At 57.9% G+C, this 21,651-nt stretch carries 20 protein-coding genes and 1 tRNA gene; 7 read left to right on the top strand and 14 right to left on the bottom strand.

Features of this window, described 5'->3' with window-relative positions; all coding sequences use genetic code 11:
* Window positions 1–212 precede the first annotated feature (212 nt).
* Complete coding sequence (locus QKE19_RS05440; protein ID WP_347890535.1) at window positions 213–1,106, bottom strand: hypothetical protein; 894 nt, start codon at window positions 1,104–1,106, stop codon at window positions 213–215.
* 292 nt (window positions 1,107–1,398) lie between these two features.
* On the opposite strand from QKE19_RS05440, the gene QKE19_RS05445 reads away from it, so the two are divergent.
* On the top strand, window positions 1,399–1,947 hold the full coding sequence (locus tag QKE19_RS05445; RefSeq protein WP_347890580.1) for a peptidylprolyl isomerase: 549 nt from the start codon (window positions 1,399–1,401) through the stop codon (window positions 1,945–1,947).
* 698 nt (window positions 1,948–2,645) lie between these two features.
* On the opposite strand, the gene crgA is transcribed toward QKE19_RS05445, so the two are convergent.
* Entirely contained in the window at window positions 2,646–2,915 is a 270-nt protein-coding gene (gene crgA / locus QKE19_RS05450; RefSeq protein WP_005511903.1) for a cell division protein CrgA, read from the bottom strand.
* Window positions 2,916–3,050: 135 nt separating this feature from the next.
* Here crgA and QKE19_RS05455 point away from each other — a divergent pair, with 135 nt between their 5' ends.
* Window positions 3,051–3,722, top strand: coding sequence for an aminodeoxychorismate/anthranilate synthase component II (locus QKE19_RS05455; RefSeq protein ID WP_048731900.1), 672 nt, complete (start codon window positions 3,051–3,053; stop codon window positions 3,720–3,722).
* Window positions 3,723–3,725: 3 nt separating this feature from the next.
* Here the strand turns inward: QKE19_RS05455 and pknB are convergent, their stop codons facing one another.
* From pknB to QKE19_RS05490, 7 genes are all read right to left on the bottom strand, one after another.
* Window positions 3,726–5,789 carry a Stk1 family PASTA domain-containing Ser/Thr kinase gene (pknB, locus tag QKE19_RS05460; protein WP_347890538.1) on the bottom strand — a complete coding sequence of 688 codons (2,064 nt, stop codon included), beginning with the start codon at window positions 5,787–5,789 and terminating at the stop codon, window positions 3,726–3,728.
* A gap of 53 nt (window positions 5,790–5,842) precedes the next feature.
* Complete coding sequence (locus QKE19_RS05465) at window positions 5,843–7,303, bottom strand: serine/threonine-protein kinase (protein ID WP_347890540.1); 1,461 nt, start codon at window positions 7,301–7,303, stop codon at window positions 5,843–5,845.
* A gap of 2 nt (window positions 7,304–7,305) precedes the next feature.
* Window positions 7,306–8,742, bottom strand: coding sequence for a penicillin-binding transpeptidase domain-containing protein (locus QKE19_RS05470; RefSeq protein WP_016421755.1), 1,437 nt, complete (start codon window positions 8,740–8,742; stop codon window positions 7,306–7,308).
* Window positions 8,743–10,104 carry an FtsW/RodA/SpoVE family cell cycle protein gene (locus QKE19_RS05475; RefSeq protein WP_016421756.1) on the bottom strand — a complete coding sequence of 454 codons (1,362 nt, stop codon included), beginning with the start codon at window positions 10,102–10,104 and terminating at the stop codon, window positions 8,743–8,745.
* On the bottom strand, window positions 10,101–11,435 hold the full coding sequence (locus tag QKE19_RS05480) for a protein phosphatase 2C domain-containing protein (RefSeq protein ID WP_016421757.1): 1,335 nt from the start codon (window positions 11,433–11,435) through the stop codon (window positions 10,101–10,103). The genes QKE19_RS05475 and QKE19_RS05480 overlap by 4 nt, the downstream gene beginning before the upstream one ends.
* A complete protein-coding gene (locus tag QKE19_RS05485; RefSeq protein ID WP_016421758.1) occupies window positions 11,432–11,893 on the bottom strand; it encodes an FHA domain-containing protein in 462 nt (153 codons plus the stop codon). The genes QKE19_RS05480 and QKE19_RS05485 overlap by 4 nt, the downstream gene beginning before the upstream one ends.
* Before the next feature lie 136 nt (window positions 11,894–12,029).
* Complete coding sequence (locus QKE19_RS05490) at window positions 12,030–12,929, bottom strand: DUF3662 and FHA domain-containing protein (RefSeq protein WP_070602178.1); 900 nt, start codon at window positions 12,927–12,929, stop codon at window positions 12,030–12,032.
* A gap of 265 nt (window positions 12,930–13,194) precedes the next feature.
* Between QKE19_RS05490 and QKE19_RS05495 the strand changes: the two genes are divergently transcribed.
* Window positions 13,195–13,278 (top strand) — tRNA-Leu (locus QKE19_RS05495).
* Window positions 13,279–13,913: 635 nt separating this feature from the next.
* A complete protein-coding gene (locus tag QKE19_RS05500) occupies window positions 13,914–14,729 on the top strand; it encodes a hypothetical protein (protein ID WP_347890543.1) in 816 nt (271 codons plus the stop codon).
* 38 nt (window positions 14,730–14,767) lie between these two features.
* On the opposite strand, the gene QKE19_RS05505 is transcribed toward QKE19_RS05500, so the two are convergent.
* Complete coding sequence (locus QKE19_RS05505) at window positions 14,768–15,184, bottom strand: DUF1801 domain-containing protein (protein ID WP_286683155.1); 417 nt, start codon at window positions 15,182–15,184, stop codon at window positions 14,768–14,770.
* A 59-nt stretch (window positions 15,185–15,243) separates the two neighbouring features.
* Between QKE19_RS05505 and QKE19_RS05510 the strand changes: the two genes are divergently transcribed.
* On the top strand, window positions 15,244–16,626 hold the full coding sequence (locus QKE19_RS05510) for a DHA2 family efflux MFS transporter permease subunit (RefSeq protein ID WP_347890545.1): 1,383 nt from the start codon (window positions 15,244–15,246) through the stop codon (window positions 16,624–16,626).
* Here the strand turns inward: QKE19_RS05510 and QKE19_RS05515 are convergent.
* Complete coding sequence (locus tag QKE19_RS05515) at window positions 16,610–17,290, bottom strand: AAA family ATPase (RefSeq protein ID WP_347890547.1); 681 nt, start codon at window positions 17,288–17,290, stop codon at window positions 16,610–16,612. The two genes, QKE19_RS05510 and QKE19_RS05515, sit on opposite strands and share 17 nt — an antisense overlap.
* The gene (locus QKE19_RS05520; protein WP_070546991.1) at window positions 17,287–18,300 is read right to left on the bottom strand and encodes a phosphatase domain-containing protein; all 1,014 of its coding nucleotides are present in this window, start codon (window positions 18,298–18,300) and stop codon (window positions 17,287–17,289) included. Before QKE19_RS05520 ends, QKE19_RS05515 begins: the two co-directional genes overlap by 4 nt.
* Window positions 18,301–18,393: 93 nt before the next feature.
* Here QKE19_RS05520 and QKE19_RS05525 point away from each other — a divergent pair, with 93 nt between their 5' ends.
* Window positions 18,394–18,720, top strand: a complete 327-nt coding sequence (locus QKE19_RS05525; protein WP_005511827.1) for a transglycosylase family protein — start codon at window positions 18,394–18,396, stop codon at window positions 18,718–18,720.
* Here the strand turns inward: QKE19_RS05525 and QKE19_RS05530 are convergent.
* Window positions 18,717–19,946 (bottom strand): HNH endonuclease, encoded by a 1,230-nt coding sequence (locus tag QKE19_RS05530; RefSeq protein WP_347890550.1) that lies wholly within the window; start codon window positions 19,944–19,946, stop codon window positions 18,717–18,719. The two genes, QKE19_RS05525 and QKE19_RS05530, sit on opposite strands and share 4 nt — an antisense overlap.
* A gap of 286 nt (window positions 19,947–20,232) precedes the next feature.
* Here QKE19_RS05530 and QKE19_RS05535 point away from each other — a divergent pair, with 286 nt between their 5' ends.
* A complete protein-coding gene (locus QKE19_RS05535) occupies window positions 20,233–20,754 on the top strand; it encodes a GNAT family N-acetyltransferase (protein WP_070827235.1) in 522 nt (173 codons plus the stop codon).
* On the opposite strand, the gene QKE19_RS05540 is transcribed toward QKE19_RS05535, so the two are convergent.
* On the bottom strand, window positions 20,711–21,628 hold the full coding sequence (locus QKE19_RS05540) for an FAD-dependent oxidoreductase (protein ID WP_049172575.1): 918 nt from the start codon (window positions 21,626–21,628) through the stop codon (window positions 20,711–20,713). The two genes, QKE19_RS05535 and QKE19_RS05540, sit on opposite strands and share 44 nt — an antisense overlap.
* Between the last annotated feature and the right edge of the window lie 23 nt (window positions 21,629–21,651).

Here is a 21,651-nt window from a genome sequence, read left to right on the forward strand (position 1 = left end):
AAGAACGCCGAGTTACTGACTGCGTTTATGTCAAAAATGGCCTGAAAAATGGCTTGAAAGTGTCATAAGCTCGCACAGTTTCACACTTGCAGCCCGTCTTTTGAAGTTGTCAGGTTTGCTGCTTAACCAAAAACGCCCGACCGTCGGCGCATCTACTGCACAGAACGATCGGGCGTGAAAAGGCTTTTGGCTATCTAGCCCCAGCCGCCTATTTACTTCTTGCGAGCCTGACCCGGCTTCGGAGCTGGCTTGGACGGCTTGGAAGAGATCTTCTTAGCGTCCTCAGCGTTCTTCTTCTCGGTCTTGACCTCGTCGACCTTGATCTGAGCCTGCTTGGAAGCCTCAGCAGCCTTCTCCTCAGTAGTCTTCTTGGCTTCAGCAGCCTTGTCCTTGGCCTCGTCGGCCTTGTCAGCTGCCTTGCCTTTTACCTCTTCAGCCTTTTCCTTAGCCTCGGAAGCCTTCTCCTCAACGGTCTCCTTGACCTCGGAGGCCTTTTCTTCGACCTTGTGCTTAACTTCCTGGGCCTTCTGCTGGTACGGAGCCGGGTCGACCGGGAGCTTGTCGTCCTTGCGTAGCTTCCAGACGATGACGCCGACGATTGCTGCAACAACAGCGAAGACCAGGGAAGCGGTTGCAATGCGGCCGTTCTTGGCGCGCTGCTCTTCCTTACCGGTTACCTTGTCGATAGCCTTCTGGGTACGCACCTCGAGGTCCTTGCGAGCCTTCTTGGCCTTCTTTTCCGCCTTCTTAGCTTCGCAGCGAGCCTTGCAACGGGTCTTCTTGCCCTTGCGCTTCGCGTCCTTCTCGGCCTGCTTCGCGGCCTTCCTAGCCTGCTTCTTGGTCTCCTTGGACTTCTTCTCAACCTTGCCGGTCAGTTCTTCAGCCTGCTCAGCGAGCTGATCGCGAGCGTCGGAAACCTTTTCCTTAACGTCTTCTGCCCAATCGGATGCTGCGTCCTTTGCAGCCTCGTTCTGTGCAGATGCCACCTTCTTAGCCTCCTGCATCGTGTCGTAGAGCTCTGCAGCCTTCTTGTCCCGGTAATCCGAGTAGCTGTCGTAAGCGGACTTCAGTCCCTTGACAGCCAGCGAGATTGCGTTGGGGTTCATGACTCTCCTTAATTAGTGCATCGCCAACAGGCTTCGCCTTTAATTTTCAATCAATGATTAATACTGCTGCGGCGCCAGTGCCTCTGAGACCAAGATGCTTCTAAGTCCAAGAGCTAGGGCCCAGTTAGGCCTAGCGTCGAAATATTTGCAGCAGGCTCACATTCCAGCTTAGGCACTATTTGCTCTTCATGGGGGTCAACGAAGAACTCTTTTCCTTATCTTGAAAAACATTTTCGCTGGTTTCTGCCACGGAGAAACTCACCAGTAAGAGCAATTGGCCACCAAGGTCGGTATCCTAAGGAACGTGACTATTAAGACTGCTACTGCAACTGTGCACACCAACCATGGCGATATCGTGATTGACCTGTTCGGCAACCACGCGCCGAACACTGTCGACAACTTCATCGGCCTGGCAGAGGGCACGAAGGAGTACAAGGGTCAGAACGCCTCTGGCACCGAGTCCGGCCCGTTCTACGATGAGGCCATCTTCCACCGCATCATCGCCGGATTCATGATTCAGGGTGGTGACCCGCTGGGCACCGGCACCGGCGGCCCGGGCTACATGTTCGACGATGAGATCCACCCGGAGCTCCAGTTTGATCGTCCGTACCTGCTCGCTATGGCAAACGCCGGCAAGCGTGGCGGTCGTGGCACCAACGGTTCCCAGTTCTTCATCACCGTGGTTCCGACCCCGCACCTCAATGGCGCTCACACCATCTTCGGTGAGGTCGCTGATGACGCCTCGAAGAAGGTCGTCGACGAGGTCGCTCGTGTGGCTACCGATCACTGGGATCGTCCGCTGGAGCCGGTCGTGATTACCTCCATCGACATCGAGAAGTAATCCGCTAGCTTCTACGCTCTTTAACCCGTCCGGTTGTTCCGGGCGGGTTTTTTCATGCCCATTTTCGCTTTACGACGGCCCGTAGCTTCAATGTTGTGTTTAGGGGTAGCGGGGGTAGTAGTAAATTGGGGTGATTCTCCACATGTCCACAGCCCTGTGGACAAAATGCTCCACTGTTCACCTAGGTGAACACGGGCCAAGAAGCACGTTACGGGTCCCAATTTTCACAAATTACAAGAATCCACAGTTGTCCACAGACTTGTGCACATGTGTGGATAATTCCATTCTTGTAATTTACGAACCAGCTTTCGAAAGTGGTCGAACTCCGCAGAATATTGGAGTTACGCACAACTTGACTTGCAACTATGTTACTTGTTCACAGAGTTATCCACAGGCTGTGGATGCTGTGGACACAGGAGATAGAACCAAAGTTGTCATGCTTTACGGTTTCTGTCACGTAACCCGTGAGAAATTTGGGACGAAATCTCTCCACAGTTATCCACAAATTACATGATTGTTACACAGGTTTCTGTGGATAACTTTTTTGCGCGATCAGTAGGAGGGAAAACCTCATTCTCCGAAAAACGTGTGGGAAACGGGTGTATTGACGGGGGTGAATTGACCTGGGTTTTTAGGTATGAAAAAAAGGCGCATCCAAAAGTGGATGCGCCTGAGGGGGTGCGATGTATTAGAGCTGACTAACGCCAACCCATAGTCATCAGCAGACCAACAATGAAAAGACCAAAGCCGATGACGTAGTTCCATGCGTTCAAAGTCACCATGAACGGAATATGCGGACCCGCGATGTAGTTGACCAGCAGCCAGCCCAAACCAATCAGCATGAACCCGAACATCAGCACCTTGTACCACACCGGCGTCTGAGTGCTGTTGATTTTGACCGGGGTACGGCTGACGGAGGAGCCACCGGATTGTGGTGAATTAGTGCTTTCGATCTTTGCCTTAGGCATAGCGCTTTAAACTCCTTAGGTTGTGGTCAGCAGGTTGCGATCAGCGCGGTATCTACACTCCCGCGGTATATGCATAATTGTAAACTTTGCATCCGAACTTACCAGTGAAGTTCGCAGGCAGTAGAATCCCCAGTTATGCAGATTCTCGTCGTCGATAACTATGACAGCTTCGTATTCAATCTGGTCCAGTACATAGGCCAGCTCGGCGAAACGGTTACTGTCTGGCGCAATGATGATGCGCGTCTCCGCGATGTTGACGACGTCGTAAAGCAATTTGATGCAATCCTACTGTCGCCCGGTCCCGGTGAGCCGTCCAATGCTGGATGGACAGAGGACATTATTCGCGCGGTGAGCAGGCAGGACGAGCCGACACCGGTGCTGGGTGTGTGCTTGGGTCACCAGGCGATTGGTGAGGTTTTTGGTGCGCAGGTTGTGCGTGCCGACGAGCTGTTGCACGGCAAGACCTCCCCGGTCACCCATGACGGCACGGGTGTTCTGGCCGATGTGCCCAGTCCTTTTATTGCCACGCGCTACCACTCGTTGACGGTGGATCCGAAGACGTTGCCGGAGGAACTCATTGCCACGGCATTCACGGATTCGGGCATGCTGATGGCGATGCGCCACCGCGACCTGCCGATTCACGGCGTGCAGTACCACCCGGAGTCGGTACTCACCCAGTACGGGCACCGCATGCTGGTCAATTGGCTGCGGCTGGCCGGCGGTGAGTACACCGAGGAACTCCTGGCGGAGTTGGAAGAGCAGCAGGCCGTGTACCAGCGCGCCTTCTCAGACGTGCTGGCACACTAGCCGCTAGTTAGGCAGCAGATCCGGCAGCCTTATGGGAGGTTCAGGAGCAGGCCGTTCCTCTGAAGAGCTCTCCGGGGCGACCCCCAGCCGGTAGACACGCAGGGTGACCTCGCCGTCCTTGTTGAGCTTGGAGCCGGCTGACGGGTCGGCCTTCTCCACGTGGTCGACCTTGGACAGATCCAACGTGGTGACTTCCTCGGTGCGGATAGTTCCCTCGAAGCCGGCATCGGTGAGTGCCTTCTCCGCATCGCGGAGAGTCTGGCTCTCAACTCGTGGCATCTTAATTTGGTTGCCGCGCGAAACGTGCAGCTCGACAGTCGTTCCGACGGTGAGCTCCGTGCCCTTCTGGGGAACCTCAACAACGGTTCCCTGTTCCTCAGTGGAGTCAACCTCCACCACCTCGACAACGAAACCAGCGGACTCGAGGGTCGTGCGGGCGGAATCCAACCTCTGACCAGTGACATCCGGAACAGTCTTGGTCTCGATACCGGAGGAGACAGTCAAAGTTACACGGGTTCCCTTCGACACCTGAGAACCGGCAGCTGGAGACTGCTCGATGACATTGCCGCGCGGAACGTCCTCACTCGGTTCCTCTTGCAGCTTCGGATTGACGACAAGCCCCGCCTCCTCGAGTAGGCGGCGAGCTTCCTCGGCCTGTTTGTCGCGTACATCCGGCACATTGGTCAACTCTGGGCCCGAAGATACGCGCAGCTTGATACGAGATCCCTGCGGCAACCCCGATCCGACGCCCGGTTCGGTGGCAATCACCGTGTCTCGGGGCACATCTGGGTTCGGCTCGTCGACGCGGTTGACCACGAAACCAGCCTGCTCGAGAACCTGCGTTGCCTCATTGACATTTAGACCCTCGACCTGCGGAATGGCAACGGTCTCGACCTCGGTGGACGAGTTGAAAAGCTGGTAGGCACCGTAGCCGACACCGCCGAGAGCGACCAGCGCAGCAGCCGCCAGTGCGACAGTCTTTCCTGCGCCACCCTTCTTTTTCTCAGGCTCGTCAGTGTTAGCGATCTGAGCAGAGGCTTCCGGCTGGGCAGCTGCTTCTTTCGGTTCCGGAGCCGGAGCCGGAGCAGGGACAGCGGCCGGAGTTGCCTGCTGCGCAGGGGTCACCCGGGTCTCAGCATCCGATGGAGTTGCCGGAAGGAATTCGGTGGTCGTCGCGTCGTCGTCATGCGCGCCGTGGTGTGCCAGCGCCAACGGATCCTCGCCGCGTGCAAGACGACGCAAATCCTGGGCGAAGTCCTCTGCAGAGTCGTAGCGCTCCATCGGATCCTTGGCCATCGCGGTCAGAAGCACCGCGTCGAGGGCCTGAGCCGTGTTCGGGTCGGTGTTGAGCTTCCCCGAAGGTCGCGGCGGCTGGTCCTGAACGTGCTGGTAAGCGACAGAAAGAGGGGTTTCACCGGTGAATGGCGGGGCGCCCGTGACGGCCTCGAAAAGTACGCAGCCGACAGCGTAAATATCGGAACGGGCATCGGCGGTCTTACCGCGCGCCTGCTCCGGCGAGAGGTATTGCGCGGTACCCAGCACCGCCGCAGTTTGCGTCATCGTGGTGGAATCACCGAGCGCGCGAGCGATGCCGAAGTCCATCACCTTCACCTTGCCGGTGTTGGTCAGCATGATGTTCGCTGGCTTGATGTCACGGTGAATAATGCCCGCATGGTGGGATGCCGTCAGCGCATCACACACCGATGCCATGATCGATGCGGCCTTCTTCGGGTCGAGCCGCCCCTCACGACGAACAAGATCACGCAGGGTCTCGCCCTGAATCAGCTCCATGACAATGAAAGGCACGCGCCCCATCGGGCTATCCGTCTCGCCGGTGTCGTACACCGACACGATCGACGGGTGATTCAGCAGCGCTGAGTTTTTCGCTTCACGACGGAACCTTGCGAGGAAGTTCTCATCCCTGGCAAGGTCGGCCCTCATCATCTTGACCGCGACAGAGCGACCGAGAACAGTATCTTCAGCGCGGTAGACATCGGACATGCCGCCAACGCCAATGAGCTCGCCGAGCCGATAACGGCCGGAGAGGAGATCGTCATTGCCAGACATTGTTCGTCAGTCCCTTCGGAAGGATTTCCACCAAAACATCTTGTACCTGAATATTACTGTGCATCTGGAGTCCCCAAGGTATTACCGGAGTCATTTCCTAGGGGCAATTGAATACCGGGCAGACCACCGCCGCTGGAGTCGTCGCCACTGTTGTCGCCACTGTCGTTGCCCGAATCCTGAGTCGGTTCGGACGTTTCCGGAGCGGTCTCGCTGGTGTCCTGCTCAGTGGAGCTGTCAGAGGCACCGTCATTGTTGCCGCCGTCGTTATTTCCCCAGTTACCGGAATTGTCTCCCGACCAACCGTAACCAGAACCGTCGTTGGGGTCGGTGTTTTCCTCTGTGGTCTGCTGCTGTGACTGGTTCGGAATGTACTGCTCCAAGTTCGGAATGGTTGGCAGTGAACCGGTAGTCGACAGCGAATAGACGACCGCGATAGCACCGGCCAGCAACACTAGCAGCACCAACAGCACAATGCTGCCGCAGCCACAACCGCAGCCGCTGCGCTTCTTTGCCGGCTTACGCTGTCGGGCGGGTTGCTGCGGTGGCCGCTGCGGTTGCTGCGGTGGCTGCGACACCGGCATGGGCGGTCGCGTCATGGCACCGAGTTCGGTGGTCGCCGGGTTGGCAGCGTTGGATTGACGGTGCACCGTTGGGGTCACACCACGCGGCTGTGGTGGGCGGTGCCCCGCGCGCACTCGCAAAACAGCCTGTGCCAGCTCACGGCCATCGGCATAGCGACGCTGCGGATCCTTGCGCAGCATAATGCCGATAAGTTCGCGGATATGCGGATTGACCGTCGGCGCCAACGCAGGTGGTGCCTCGTTGATGTGTGCCACGGCAACCGCGACGGTGGAGTCGCCCTGGAAGGGCCGGGCGCCGGCCACCATTTCGTAGGCGACACAGCCAAGCGAGTAGATGTCTGTCGCCGGACTCACCTGTTTGCCCTGTGCCTGCTCCGGTGAGACATACTGCGCGGTACCGACGACCATGCCGGTACGCGTCAGAGGCACCGCTTCAGCGGCTTTGGCAATGCCAAAGTCGGTAATCTTCACGGTGCCCTCCGGCGTCACCAGGAGGTTGCCCGGCTTAATGTCGCGGTGGACAAGGTTCGCAGCGTGAATTGCCGACAGGCCGTGTGCAGTCTGCTCTAGCACGTCGAGCATCAGGTGCTCTGGCAGGGTGCGACGTCGCTGCAGCACCTGCGACAGAGATTCGCCACGGATGTACTCCATGACGATGTAACACGCGCCGTGGCTGCCGATGTCGCCTTCCTCGTAGGTGACAATCTTCACCACGTTTGGGCTGTTGACGCTGCGCGCAGCGGCGGCTTCGTTCTGGAAACGCTGCCGGAACTCGTAGTTGTCCGAGTACTCCTGGTTCAGAAGTTTGATTGCAACCAGTTCGCCGCTGGTGGCGTCGTCGGCAAGCCAGACGGTGGACATGCCGCCACGGCCGAGCAGACGGCGAACGTGATATCGGTCGCCAACGATGTCTTGAACTTGGTGGGCATCCATGCTTATCGACCCGCCTGTTCGACCGCGTCAATGAGTGCACGGCCAATCGGGGCAGCAACGGAGGCGCCGGTAGCGCCCTGGCCCTGGCCGCCACCGTTTTCCACGACGACAGCCACGGCGACATCGGAGTCCGGCGCGAAGGCGATGTACCAGACGTGCGGTGCGTACTCGCCGCGGACAGCACCGTGTTCCGCGGTACCGGTCTTGGAGGCAATACGCGAACCGTTACCGCCCGAGTGCGACTCGGAGCCGCGCATCAGCTCAGTTACGGTCTCCGCGACCTCCGGCGAAATCGCCTCGCCGGCTTCAATCGGCTTAAAGGACTTGATTTCGGAGAGGTCGGCACCGCGCACCGATTTGATGATCTGGGGTTCCATGCGCACGCCGCCGTTGGCAATCGTGGCGGCGATGATGGCGTTGTCCAGCGGCGTGAAAGACACGTCGCGCTGACCAATGGAGGTCTGACCCAGCGAGGACTGATCCGGAATATCACCGACAGCGGAGGGCTGAATCGGCAGGCCCGCGTCATCGTGGGTCTCACCGATGCCGAATCGCTTAGCGACGTCCTTGAGCGCATCGGCCCCGTACTGCATACCGAGCTCAGCGAATGCCGTATTACAGGACTGCGCGAAAGCCTGGCGGAGAGTTGTAGTAGCCCCACCACAGGTCGAGCCACCGTAGTTCTCCAACGTAGTGGTGGTATCCGGCAGCGTAATCTGCGGTGCGCCAGTGACCGAGGTGTCCGGGGAAGCGCCTTGCTCCAGTGCCGTGACCGTGGTCAACACCTTGAAAGTGGAACCCGGCGGCAGCGGACGCTGAGTGGCGTGGTTGAGCAGCGGTGCGCCCTCATTGTTATTGAGGGACTGCCAGGTACTCTCGTCGCCGGCGGCGATGTCATTCGGGTTGAACGACGGTGTGGAGGCCATCGCGAGAATTTCACCCGTCGATGGGCGAATGGCGACGGCGGAGCCGACGTAGCCGCGTTCAGCGAGTTGTTGGTACGCAGTCCGCTGAGCGTTCGGCAACAGCGTCAGCTCCGTGGAGGCCCCAGAGGGTTCCTTGCCCGTGACCATGTCGAGGGCGCGGGAGGTAAACAGCGAAGGGTCGCTGCCGTTCAAGATCTCGTTCTGAGAGCGTTCGATACCGGCGGAGCCGTAGATGTCCGACAGGTATCCGACCACCGCGGCATATGCCTCCGGGTCGGTGTCGTAGCTGCGGTCATAGAAGCCGCTCTCGCCCTTGACCGAGTGGGCCAGAATGTCGCCGTCAGTGGTGATTTGGCCGCGAGGTTTGGACTTTTCCTCCAGGAACTGGCGGCTATTCAGCGGATTGTGGGCGTACTTATCCTGCTGGAAGCCCTGGATGTAGGTCAGGTTCGCCAGTAGAAGAACGAAGAGTCCGAGAACGACAACAAAGATTTGGCGAATGGTTTTATTCATCTACTGGTTCACCTCCTGAGATGCGGTGGCATTGTCGTTGAGGCCTGAAGGGTTGCTTGGAATACCCCAGGGGCGGTTGGCCTCGTCAGAGACGCGCAGCACGATGGCCAACATGATGTAGCTGGCCAGCAGTGAGGAACCACCGGCTGACATGAACGGAGTAGTCAGACCGGTCAGCGGCATCAGCTTGGAAACACCGGCTGCAACCACGAACAGCTGAATGGCCATCGAGAATGCGACACCGGCCGCCAGCAGCTTGCCAAAGGAATCACGTACCGCCAAGCTCGCCGAAATACCGCGGGAAATCAGAATCGCGAACAGCAGGATGATGGCACTCAGGCCGGTAAAACCGAGCTCCTCACCAAAGGCCGAGAGGATGAAGTCAGAGTGTGCCACCGGAATGTTCTGTGGGTAGCCCTGGCCCAGACCGGTGCCACCGATGCCACCCCAGCTCATGCCGAACAGACCCTGGGAGAGCTGGTAGCCACCCTCGTCGTAGGAGCCCAACGGATCCAGGAAATGCGTGACTCGCGCCTGAATCTTGTCCGAAACCATGTAGACACCGACAACGCCGACGGTCACCAGCACCATGCCGATGATCAGCCAGGAACCACGACCGGTGGCAGCGTAGAGCATTGCCAGCACAGTGCCGAAGAGCACCAGCGCCGGGCCAAAGTCATTCTGCAGAGCCATGATGACGGTAGCGATGCCCCAGATCAGCAGAATCGGACCCAGGTCGCGAACACGCGGGAAATCAATGCCCAGGAAACGCTTGCCCGCCACATTGAACAGCGAGCGCTTATTCACCAGCAGCTGAGCAAAGAAGATCAGCAGCATGACCTTGGCAAACTCACCCGGCTGCATGGAGAACGGGCCGATGGAAATCCAGATGCGGGCATCAGCATTAATCGACGACGGCCACACCAGCGGTAGCGCCAACAGAATCAAGCCGCCGAGACCCAGCAGATACGAGTACTGCGACAGCGAGTGATGGTTGCGCAGCAGGACGATCACGCCGATAAACAGTGCGACACTGAGTACGGTCCACATGATCTGGTTGCGCACCAACGAGGTGTCATTGGCCAGGTCGAGGCGGTGAATCATCACCAGCCCCAAGGCATTGAGCGTTGCTGCAACCGGCAGCATCACCTGATCGGCGTTGGGCGCCACAAAGGTCAGCGCGATATGCGCCACTGCAAAGATCACAAAGAATCCGCCAATGATGTAAAAGACATCTGCGGTCAGAGAGTTGCCCTGAGCCAGTTCCAGTGAAATTAGTGCCAAAAGCAACAATCCTGCCGACAGCAGCAGCAGGAGCATTTCCTTCATCCGAAGCTGTCGCTTCGTGGTAGTTTCACTCATTTTCGCACCTGCCTACAGTTGACTCCTGGCTTCGAGCCCAGCTTTTCATCCTTCTTGTCATCGTCGGAAACGGACAGACATACCGGCAGTGCCGACTCCGCCAAACGGCCAATCTGGTCGCTGACACCGTCGTAGGAATCAGCCGGCAGACCTTCCAGCGAATTGCGTGCCGCCGGTGAGAGATCTTCCGGCGTCATGATGTGGCAGTCGACCTTCTCCTTCGGCGTCCCAGCCGGAGGAAGCTGAACTTTATTGTCATCGGTCAAACAGATGAACTGATGTGGCTCTTGCAGATCGAAGCCCAGCAAACTGCCGGGCACGCCGTGCATCAGCTGCACCTGCCCGTCGACCACCGCGAGATGGTACATCGACTCCTTCTTCTGCCAGCCCCAAATACCAAGGCCGACCAACCCGGCCACCAGCACCAGCACCACAGAAATAACTAGCCACTTGCCCTTGGAAGCTTTCTTCTCCGGCGCCGAAGTCACTGCAATTTCCTGCGACTTCCGCGGGCGGAGTGCCGCCGCGCGTCCCGCTGACGTATTGGGGCGGGGGAGTTCCTCCTCCGCACTCTGTAGGGCACCGGCCAGGGCGGGCTCGTAAGGCGTGCGTGCCGACGAATCGACAACATCGGCAACCACCACGGTGATGTTATCCGGACCACCGGACTTCAACGCGTAGTCAATGAGCTTGGTAGCGGCCTCGTCCGGAGTGCCCTCCGAGAGCACATCCTTGATGGTGTCCGCGGACACTGGATCGGATAGACCATCCGAGCACAGCAGGTAGCGATCGCCCTCGTGAACATCGCGATAAGACAAAGTAGGCTCCACCGGGCGACCGGTGAGAGCCTTCAAAATCAGTGAGCGCTGAGGGTGAATTGCCGCTTCTTCTTCGGTGAGATTGCCCTCATCCACCAGGGACTGCACATAGGTGTCATCCCGGGTAATGCGGATGAGCTCCCCGTCGCGCAGCAGATAGCCACGCGAGTCACCGACATGGCACATGCCCAGGCGGGTACCGTCGAAAAGCAGAGCAGTCAGCGTAGTGCCCATGCCTTGCGTAGAGGGGTTCTGCTCAATTTCATCCGCGATGGAGTTATTGCCCTCCATGCAGGCGCTGCGCAGGGACTCGAGCAAATCGGGGCCGGGCTGATCATTGTCCAGCCGAGAGACGGCCGCAATCATCAGCTGAGATGCGATTTCTCCGGCGGCGTGGCCACCCATGCCGTCGGCAAGCGCGAGCAGACGCGAACCCGCATAGGCGGAGTCCTCGTTGTTCTGTCGGATGAGGCCGCGGTCAGAGCGGGCCGTGTAATTCAGAGCAAGACTCATGGTTGCAACCTCAAAGTTGTACGGCCAATACGAAATTCCATACCCGAAGCCAGGCGTTCCGGCTGTTCCACGCGCTGGCCATTGAGGAATGTGCCATTGCGGGAGTCCAGGTCTTCCAGGTACCAGATGCCGTCGCGGTTGATGACGCGAGCGTGCTGGCCCGAGGCGAAGTCATCGTTGAGGACGAAGGCATTCGACTCTGAACGGCCAATAGTGATGTCGCGTTGGTTGTTTAGGTTCATGCGCGAACCCGCCAGCGGCCCGGAGGTGACAAGGAGCTGATGTGGAGTCTGCGAGCGCTGGAAACGCTTGGCCGGAGCACTGCTGGCCTGCCGAAGTGGGCGCAGCGGAGCCGAGCCTGTTGTTTCTGTACGCAGGGTGCGAAGCGTCATCCAAATGAAAAACCACAGGACGACCAGCACGCCGATGCGCGAAAGCAGAAAAACGATAGCTTCCACGTCCGAGGAACCTCCTTATGTAGAGCTGGTGGGTCCGCAAACCGAACACACGGACGTAATTATTCCAGGAATGTGTCGGCAAACCTAGGGCAGTGGCATGTGAACCTGGTGAACCTCACTACTTAGCGGATCTGAATCAGCGAATCTGAACTTCGAGAACAGAATGTCCCAACGAGATTTCGTCGCCGTCGGCCAGCAGCCAGTTCTCAATGGGTTCGCCATTGACAATGGTGCCGTTGGTCGAATGCAAATCGACGAGCACAGCGTCCTGGCCATCCCACGTGATCTCGGCATGCTGGCGGGAAACACCAGTATCCGGGAGGCGGAAGTCGGAAGCGGTGCCGCGGCCGATGATGTTCGAACCATGGCGCACCTCAAATACGCGCGAGGAGCCGTCCTGCAACAGCAGGGTGACGGTCTTTTCCTGGGGCTGGTCTTCGCCCACGGTCGCGCTGCTCAGCTCAGTTGCCGCTTCCGGGTCGACTGCGGGGATGGGGCGGGAAGCAGTGGGGAACTGCTCAGCTTCCGGCTGCGGGTGGTAGGCGGCAGAGGTCTCTGCAGCTTGGGGTTCCTCATCGCTTTGCGACGGGGCTGCGTCAGTGTTGGCATCATCGGCACTGTCCTCGAATGGGACGAACTCCGAGGTGCCCACGGTGTCCTCGGTGAAAGTGCTGGCCGTCTTCAACTGGCCGGTGTGGAGAGACTCCACTGCCTGCAGGTGGACGCTAATGGAACCGGTGAAGCCCCAGCCGTTGTTACGGCAGTAGCGTGTCATGCGGTCAGCCAACTGATTCGGCAGGTTGGGCTCGGACGCAGAAAGGTTCTTGTAGTCGGCAGCGCTGATGCCAATGCGGAAATCATTGGGTGCCAAGTACTGACCGTTGGCGTCCTGCATCAGGAAGTCTTCAATTTCCTGCTTCAGGCATTCTTCTAACTCATTCGGGACAACCTTGCCGCCGAACACGCGCGCAAAGCTGTTATCGAGCCCGCGCTGAAGCGAGCTATCGAGCTTGCGGATGCGTCCTAGGAAATCCATCTGACTAAAGAAATTCGCCTTCTCCCGCCAAACCGCGGCGGGTTACGTGAAAAAAATGTGCACAAAAATTATCGATACTTAAGCAACAGTATAGAGCCCTACACCTTCAGTTAAGGGCTAGGAACTACTGAGGTTTATCAAATAGTGACGACGGTTGTGGAGGAAGTTGCTATTGCTAAGTGCTGAAAAGTGGTGGAAAACGCGCGCTGGCCTGGGGATTTGGTGGTGTATTAGCGCGGGGTGTTATAGTTCTATTCGTTCCCACGGGCGAGTGGCGGAATGGCAGACGCGCTGGCTTCAGGTGCCAGTGTCCTTTACGGACGTGGGGGTTCAAGTCCCCCTTCGCCCACAGCGAAGATCCTCGGAAGTGTAAAAGCTTCCGAGGATTTTTTGTTTGTGGGGTTGGGGTTTGGGGTGGGGCTTGGGTTGAAGCAGAGGCAGATGCTGAGCTGAGGTTGTTGGCTTGTCCTTTAACTCTCCTTTAACCCTGTCCGGCACTTATGGCCAGGTTTCGGGGACTTGTCGATGGATTCTCCTGACTTATCGATGGTTTTTCGGCACTTATGCGCACGCTGTGGGCCAGGCTCTCTCACTTGTCGATGCGCTATTCACTTGTGGACACGCTGTAGCGCATCGATAGGTGAATAGCGTGGCCATAAGTCGTCGGATGCGTGGGCCAGCGAGCATTGCAGCCAGCTCGCGAGAAGAAATGTAGAAATCTCAAAACTCATTTTGTATTGAAAGTAGAAGAAAACTTGAATAGTTTTGAGATGAGCATGAGGGCGGTCGGCCCCCATCTGCGACATTGGTATAGCGGTGTTCAGTCATGAATTTGGCTCACGGCCATATTTTAACGATTGTTTGGTACCTGTTTATATCGTGAAAAATCAACTCAAGAATGTGTAAGAAGTATTAAGAGAGAGCCCGTTTGGTGAGTAATCTTCTTCCGAGGAAAACCTGCCAATTCATAGTCGGAAGGCAAACATGAAAATTGTATTTAGAGCAATGCTGGGTGCCGCAATTATTTTTGAAGGAGTTCTTTTCCTTCTTATGAATGTGGTATCTGGTTTGCCGGGTTGGGTATTCCTGTTACCACTTGCCGTGGTGGTTGCGGCTTTTCTCTTACTGTTTGGAGGTATGTGGCAAGACTATCTCAGAAATGGCAGGTCATGGGCTTCTTCGCTGTCCGAGACGTCAAAGAAATTTGGCGTACCTCGAAAAATACTAGCGTTACTCGTTTCGGAAGTTGGTTCGCTGCTAGCTGCTTTCACCTTTTTTAAGCCTCAGAGAAATGTCGACAGTGAAGTCAGGTCCTTCACAGCATATAGAAACCTTCGAACTGTTGTTTTTATGATACTGGCGCTGAGCGTTGCAGAAATAAGCATAGTGCATTTTGCTATTTCTAATGCGTTTTGGCGATATTTATTTCTGGTAATTAGTGTTTATGCCGTAGTTCTTTTATCTGGATTTTACGTAACTGTTCGGGATCATCCACATCTAATGACACCGCAAGGACTCGTACTGCGAAATGGGCGAAGGCTTATTTGCGAAATTCCGTGGTCACACTTACGTCATGCGAGCTCCGTAACGGCAGGTGAAGGAGGGGACGTAGCAATTGACGAGCACGGCAATCTCAGGGTGCCTGTTTTGAGTGAAGTGAACGTCAAGTTAGAAGTCGATTCGCAGGTCGTGGCAGAAGATCTTTACAAGGGACCAATGATGGTTTCCTCGATTGAGATTTACTGCGACGACAAAGACGCATTCCTCCGCAATCTCGCTGAGGAAAGGAATGCTCATTAAATGCTTGGCAGCTTCCAGGTCTGGTAATCAACCCCGGCCTACCGCCAAAACTTGGTCATCCCGCGCTTGTCCTCGATGTTGAACTCAATCATCTTGGCCAGCAGGTCCAGCGGCATGGACTCGGCTTTGCCATCTTTTGGCCAGGGGAAACGGACCATCATTTTGCCATAGGAGAGGCCGCGGTCATCGAACTCGTCGGAGAACTTCACAATGCCGTCGCGCTCTGGGGCGATGGACATGTGTTTCTTGGCGTAGGAGAAACCGATGATAAAAGTGCCATCGAGCGTGAACATCGGCTGATTCCAGGCAATGCGAACGCCGAGTTCCGGGTACTTTTCATGAACCCATTCCAACACCTCGAGAGCGACAGCGCGCTGCGTGTCATCATCCACCCGCGAGAGGTGATCGGCGAAGAACTCGGCGATGGTTTCATCGGTCATATGCTGAACAGCCATGGCCTGGATTTTACTGTGCCATCAACTAACACCCGAGCCATCAACTAACATGACTCCGAGTGGCTACAGATTTGAATACTCAGTTTGATCCCAAAAAGGCGTGGCCAGCGCTGTGGACCGTTTTGCTCGGCTTCTTCATGATCCTGGTCGACGCCACCATTGTCACTGTTGGCATCAACACCATCCAGCATGAACTGGGCGGTGAGCTCAACCAGGTCATGTGGGTGACCAGTGGTTATCTGCTGGCCTATGCCGTGCCGTTGCTCATTACCGGCAGGCTCGGTGACCTCTGGGGAGTCAAGCACACCTATGTAGCGGGCCTGGTTATCTTCGTGTTGGCGTCGCTGGCGTGTGGGTTGGCGCCGTCGTTAAGCATGCTGATCATTGCCCGCGTGGTGCAGGGACTGGGGGCCGCGCTGCTGACGCCGCAGACGATGGCGCTGATTACGCAGATGTTTCCGCCGGCGCATCGTGGCGCGGCGATGGGCCTGTGGGGTGCGGCGGCCGGAATTGCCTCGCTGACGGGGCCGCTGGCCGGTGGCGTGTTGATTGAGCTGCTGAGTTGGCGCTGGATTTTCCTCATTAATGTGCCGATTGGGCTGATCGGGCTCGTCTTTACGTTCCGCTATCTGCCGACATTTGAGACACACCGCAACAAGATTGATTATCTCGGTGTTGTACTCAGCGCGATTGGTATGTTCCTGCTGGTCTTCGGCATTCAGGAGGGGGAGAGTGCCGGCTGGTCCGGTTGGATCTGGGCACTGATTGCCGGTGGCGTGGTGGTCCTGGCCCTGTTCACCCTGTGGGAGGCCAAGACCACGGCCGAACCGCTGATGCCGCTGTCCCTTTTTAAGGATCGCAACTTCACCATCTCCTCGCTGGCCATTGCCGTGATGGGCGCGCTGGTGGTCGCGGTCGGTTTCCCGATTATCCTCTTCGCCCAGAACGCCCGCGACCTATCGACCATCCAGGCCTCACTGCTGCTCGTGCCGCAGGCGCTCATCTCTGGTGTCATGGCGCCGTGGACTGGGCGAATGCTAGACCGGCTGAAGTTCCGTGAGTTCGCGCTGATTGGTTTTGGGTCCTCACTGGTGGGCATGCTCGGGTTCCACTACCTCATCCACGAGGATCTCTCCGTGCTGTGGCTGCTGCTGCCGGGCGCCGCATTCGGTGTGGCAAACGCGTTTATATGGGGCACGCTGTCGACGGCTGCCACCCGCAACATCGACCCGTCCCTCGCCGGTGCCGCTTCCGGTGTGTACAACACCATCCGCCAGATTGGCAGTGTGCTGGGCAGCGCACTGATTGCCACCGTCATGGCCGCAGCTCTCAGCAGCAACCGTGGCGACTTCACCACCGCCATGAGTGACGCGATGTGGTTGCCGGTGGCACTGTCGGCCCTGGGTGTCGTGGCGGCGCTGGGGCTTAAGAATCCGAAGTAAAACGCTCCACCATGTAGTCCGCGATGCCGACGGGATCGGCTAGGAAATCCCTGGTTGTCCGTACCGCGAGGGTGTCTTCGAAGTGGGTGGTGTCGGCGTCGTCAAGCGAAATGATTGTTGCTTCCGGTGCGGCGAGCAGGATGGGGGAATGCGTCGCCATGATGATTTGTGCGCCGGCTTCCGCGAGCGCGCCGAGGCGGCCGAGGAGCTCCAGTTGGCGTAGGACCGACAGTCCGGCCTCGGGTTCGTCGAGGAAGATCAGTGATTCGGCGCTGAAGCGGCGTTCGGCCAGCGTCATGATGGATTGGCCGTGGCTCATCTGGGTGAGGTCTGCCAAGGAGGGGTCTCCAAGCGACTCGTAATAGCGCGCGAGGTTCAGGTGCGCGTCGCCGCGAAAGAAAAACGTATCCGGGGGATTGCGCCTGGTCAGCGCCAGGGGGACCGGGGAGGTGCGCTCCTGCGTCTTGTATCGCGAGCCGCCGTCCGTATCGACCCCCATCGCCGATGCCAACGCCTCCAGCACCGTCGACTTTCCCTTGCCGTTTTCGCCGGTCAGGATGGTAATCGGCGTGGTGAAGGTCATGGGGAAGGGCAGCGCGAGCTTTACGACGTACGCCGGGAGCTCGGCATCATCGTGAATACGGGCATGGCGGAGGTAGATCATGGTTGCGGCAGCTGGTCAATCTGTTTGAGCAGTTCATAGCCGTCGGCGCCCTCGATGAACGGGACCTCCTTGTTCTCCAGCTTTTCAATTGGCACCGCCGTGCCGTGAGAGAGCACGTGCTCGCTGGGAGTGAGGTTGCGGATTGCGATGGCCGCGACCTTGTCCGGATGCTCCGCCGCGGCCGTGCCGTAGATGAGCGGGTCGTACTGGCCATCATCGCCGACGAGAATCCAGTTGATTTCGGGGAAGTCAATAAACAGGTCGCGAAGTCGCACCTTCTTGTGTTCCTTGCCCGAGCGGAACAGGCCGGTGGGCGTTGGCCCCCAGTCGGTGAGCAGCAGTGGGCCCTTCGGCAGGTTGTTGCGGTGTAGGAACTTTTTTAGTGTGCTGAAGGTGTTCCACGCTCCGGTGGAGAGATAGATGACGGGAACGTCCGTGTCCTCGTCGGTTTTGCTCGCGTAACGACGGCGAAGTTGCGCATAGAACTCGCTGAAGCCAGCGACGGCCTTGCGCTCGTCTGTCTCCTTGACCCAGGAGTTGTAGGCGGCGATGAGGGCGCGCGGCAGCATGGTGACCAACACGGTGTCATCAATATCGGAGACGATGCCGTATTTGGTCTCCGGGGAGAGGATGAGGACCTCTGCAGGAGTGTCGTTGATGGTAATTTCGTGCCAGCCGGGTTCGAGGCCGTGATTCCTGATTAGTACCTCGATATAGCCGTTGCTATCCGTGGTGGTTTCCACCGTGCGGTCGCCGGCAGTGATGGTGACGGGAAAGTCCGCGAGTTCGACGGTAAAGAACTGCCAAAATCCGCGTTTTTTGTTTCGTTCTTCGTCTCGTTTTTTGGCCGGATCCTTCAGGAGGACACGGCCGAATACGCGCACGCGCTCTGCATTTCCGTACCCGGTGAAACCGATGATTTCCGGTTCCCAACCAGCGTTTTTGGAACGCTTGGCGGCCAGCGCGTTGATCCTTCTCTCGGTCTTGCGGACGACATCTGCCACGGACATGCTTTCCAGGATACGGGTTGACAGGACGGGGGAGGGTGCGCGTAGGTTGGTCGCCCAAGAGAAAAGTCAACCCTTTAGGAGTGTTCTCTTTTTATGCGTTTTTCCGGTAAGTTCATCGCATCCGCCGCTGTGGCAGCAGGCATGATTGCTGCCCCGACCGCGGCCGCTAACGCTGCATCAGTTAGCGCCTGGGATCAGGTTGCGGCTTGTGAGTCCGGCGGAAATTGGCAGACCAATACCGGTAACGGCTACTACGGCGGACTGCAGTTCTCGCAGCAGACCTGGAGCGGCCACGGCGGTGACCAGTACGCACCGACGGCTGACCAGGCCACTAAGGAGCAGCAGATTGAGATTGGCGAGCGCGTGCTTGCCTCCCAGGGTGCTGGCGCATGGCCGAACTGCGGTGGTCCGCTGGGTTAATCCTCCCCATCATCAAAGACCAGATCTGGCACAGCCGCGAATGACAGCCACCACTTCATGTAGTGGTCATGGCGTGCTTTCGTCTTCTGGGTAGCGCGTTTGTCAAAAGTCTGTCGGCCGAACCCGGCTAATGGTCCGGCCGGGACGGTCGCCGCGGTAACGCCGTCGGCAGAGGACCACACCTCTGAGCCGTCCTCATAAGCGGTGATATCCCAGAGCTTGTGGGTTTTCAGGTTGTGGTGCTTCCTGCATAGGCAGTGCAGATTCTGCGTGTCGGTGGGACCACCGGCTTCGGGGTCTTCCTGGTTGTACGGCGCGATATGGTCAATATCGCACTTGTACGCTGGGACTTCGCAGCCGGGGAAGCGACATGTTCCATCGCGACCGTGGACGCGGGCGACCTGCGCTGGAGTTGGGCGGTAACCATTGGTGGCGCTGTCTGCTGAGAGGCGGACATGCGTCACCTTTTGCATCCACTCCTCCGTGACCAGCGCGCCTAGCCAGCCGGCACCGTCCAGCCAGGCGTCATCACTGTGGGGCTCGCGGAAAACATTGAGCACAACTTCCGCATTGGTGCGCTGGTGGATGAGTTCCACAAATGCATCCGCCTGCGTCATTTCCTCATTCGCGCGGAAGACCGTTTCAATTGCGCACATGGCGAAATAGGCGCGGTCCGGCCGCAGTGTGAGAATGATTTGGGAGTAGCTGTCGGGACGTTCCACCAGAGTCACCGATTCCGTGTCGGTGATGGTGGGAATTGTGCCGTCGGCGCGAGCACGGTCATCCAAGTCCGCAGCAATATCACCAATTTTGGTGGTGAGCGTGCGAGGACCAATCATTGCTTGACGACGCTTCCGTGGCGTAACCAATGCCAGAATCTTCTTCTCTGCATCGGGTATTTGATCAGGCTCGATGCCGACTACGCCATGTGCAATGATGCCGAGTTGCCGCATGGATAATGCGCAGCTTTCCCGGGCATATTCCGCCAACTGTGGCATTTTCTCCAGCAACAGGCCAATGTCACAGATACGCAGTGCCTCACTGCGAGTGATTCCCAACCGAACGCTGATGCGAGCGGCATGGTTTTCAACGTCATCATCACCTGCAGGGCAGCAGGCTTCAATCAACTCAAGTTGGGCGCGGTTGGTAGCCCGCGCGAGTGCTGAGAGCTCATCTTCGGAATTCTCATGAGCCCAATATGGTTCGGTTGCTTGGTCGGACTTCATTGGATCCCCCTGGTGCTCCAATGGTTGTCAGTTTTCTTTCGAACTTACTTGCTATCATACGGGCATGTTTCTAGTTTGTAAAGAGAAATGAAAAGAAATATTGGGGAGTTCTCGAAGACGATTAGTCGACCATAAAAGCACAGTTTATCTGGGTATTTGCAGGGGGCGCGCTAGGTGGTGTCCCAAGAATACAAACAAAACACCCGTTCGAACGTAGAAGCTTGGTAATCTCGCTTTCATAAAAGCAGAGTGCAGATAACCAGCGCAGACAGCGGGGAGTAAAACCATGATCATCCGACAGGCAACGCGGGAGGACGCCGCAGCAATCGCGGAGATCTACAACGAGGCCGTGATCAACACCGTCGCCATCTGGAACGATGACACCGTCAGCGCGGAGAATCGCATCGCATGGCTGGAGGCGCACTGGGACAAGGGCTACCCGGTTTTCGTCGCCACGCTTGACGACGAAGTCGCTGGATATGCCACCTTTAGCGATTTCCGTGACTTCGACGGGTTTCAGTACACGGTGGAAAACTCCATCTACGTGCATCCGAACTTTCAAGGCAGGGGAATTGGAGGCGCACTGTTAAGCGCGACCATCGATGCTGCTCGTGAGGCGAGAAAGCACGTCTTGGTTGCGGCGATAGAAGGCAGCAACGAGGGGTCGATTGCGCTGCACAAAAAGTATGGCTTCCAGCGCGTTGGACTATTGCCGCAGGTGGGGGCGAAGAACGGGCGCTGGTTGGACATGCTGTTGATGCAGGTCATGCTGACAGACGGGCAGCCACCCGCTCGGCCGCGCGCTTAGCAAAGGGGCCAACACCCATGATCGTGGCGGCACCGGGGCCAACCCAGTCGCCGTAGCCGACGAACTCGATGAGGTCAGAGTCGATGCTGCGGAAAGGGTCGAGCGCTGGGCGGAAACCGGTGCACCAGATGAGGTGGTCCGCGTGGACGTCGTCAAGCGAAGAAAACATGGGTGTCCAGGTGAGTGCGCCGGAGTCGCGGGCTTTGCGGACGGGCGGTAGGGCAACGATGTCGCCAATGCTGTCGGTGGCGCCCTGGCGGTAGCGTTTGAACAGGACGCGGCCGTCGACGTCGTCGGGCATCCAGCGTGGTTCGTGGCGGGTGAACCAGGTGGTGTCGATGCCGGAAAGCACCAGTTCAGAGGCTATTTGGGCGCCGGAGTTCGCCGCGCCGACAACGGCAACGCGGGAGCCTTCGAAGGGCTCGGGACCTGGGTAGTTGGCCGAATGCCACTGTTTCGCGGAGGTCGTGCCGGGGTAATACGGGACGAAGGGCCGGTTGCCGGTGGCGGCGATGAGCTGTCGGGATTCGAAGTCGCCGGCATCGCTGGTGAGCTGGAAGGTGCCGTCATGGGAGACGTGCGTGACGGTGACCGGGCGCTGGACGCGCAGTTCGTAGCGCTTTTCGTAGGAGCTGAGGTAGTCAATCACGTGGGAAGCGGGCGGGAAACCGTCATAATCGGGCATCTGGATGCCCGGAAGGTTGGAAAAGTCCGGGGTGGAAAAGAGCGTCAGTGAGGGCCAGACATTGCGCCAGGAGCCGCCGGGAGCGGGCTGATTGTCCAGAATGAGCGGATCAATGCCGCGTTTGTGCAAGTAATAGGCGGTAGCGAGGGCAGCTTGGCCGCCACCGACGATGATGACATCCTCAAGCATGCTCCCAGCTTAACGACGAGTGC

It is taken from the genome of Corynebacterium sp. c8Ua_99 (genome assembly GCF_039907185.1).
Lineage (GTDB): Bacteria > Actinomycetota > Actinomycetes > Mycobacteriales > Mycobacteriaceae > Corynebacterium > Corynebacterium jeikeium_D.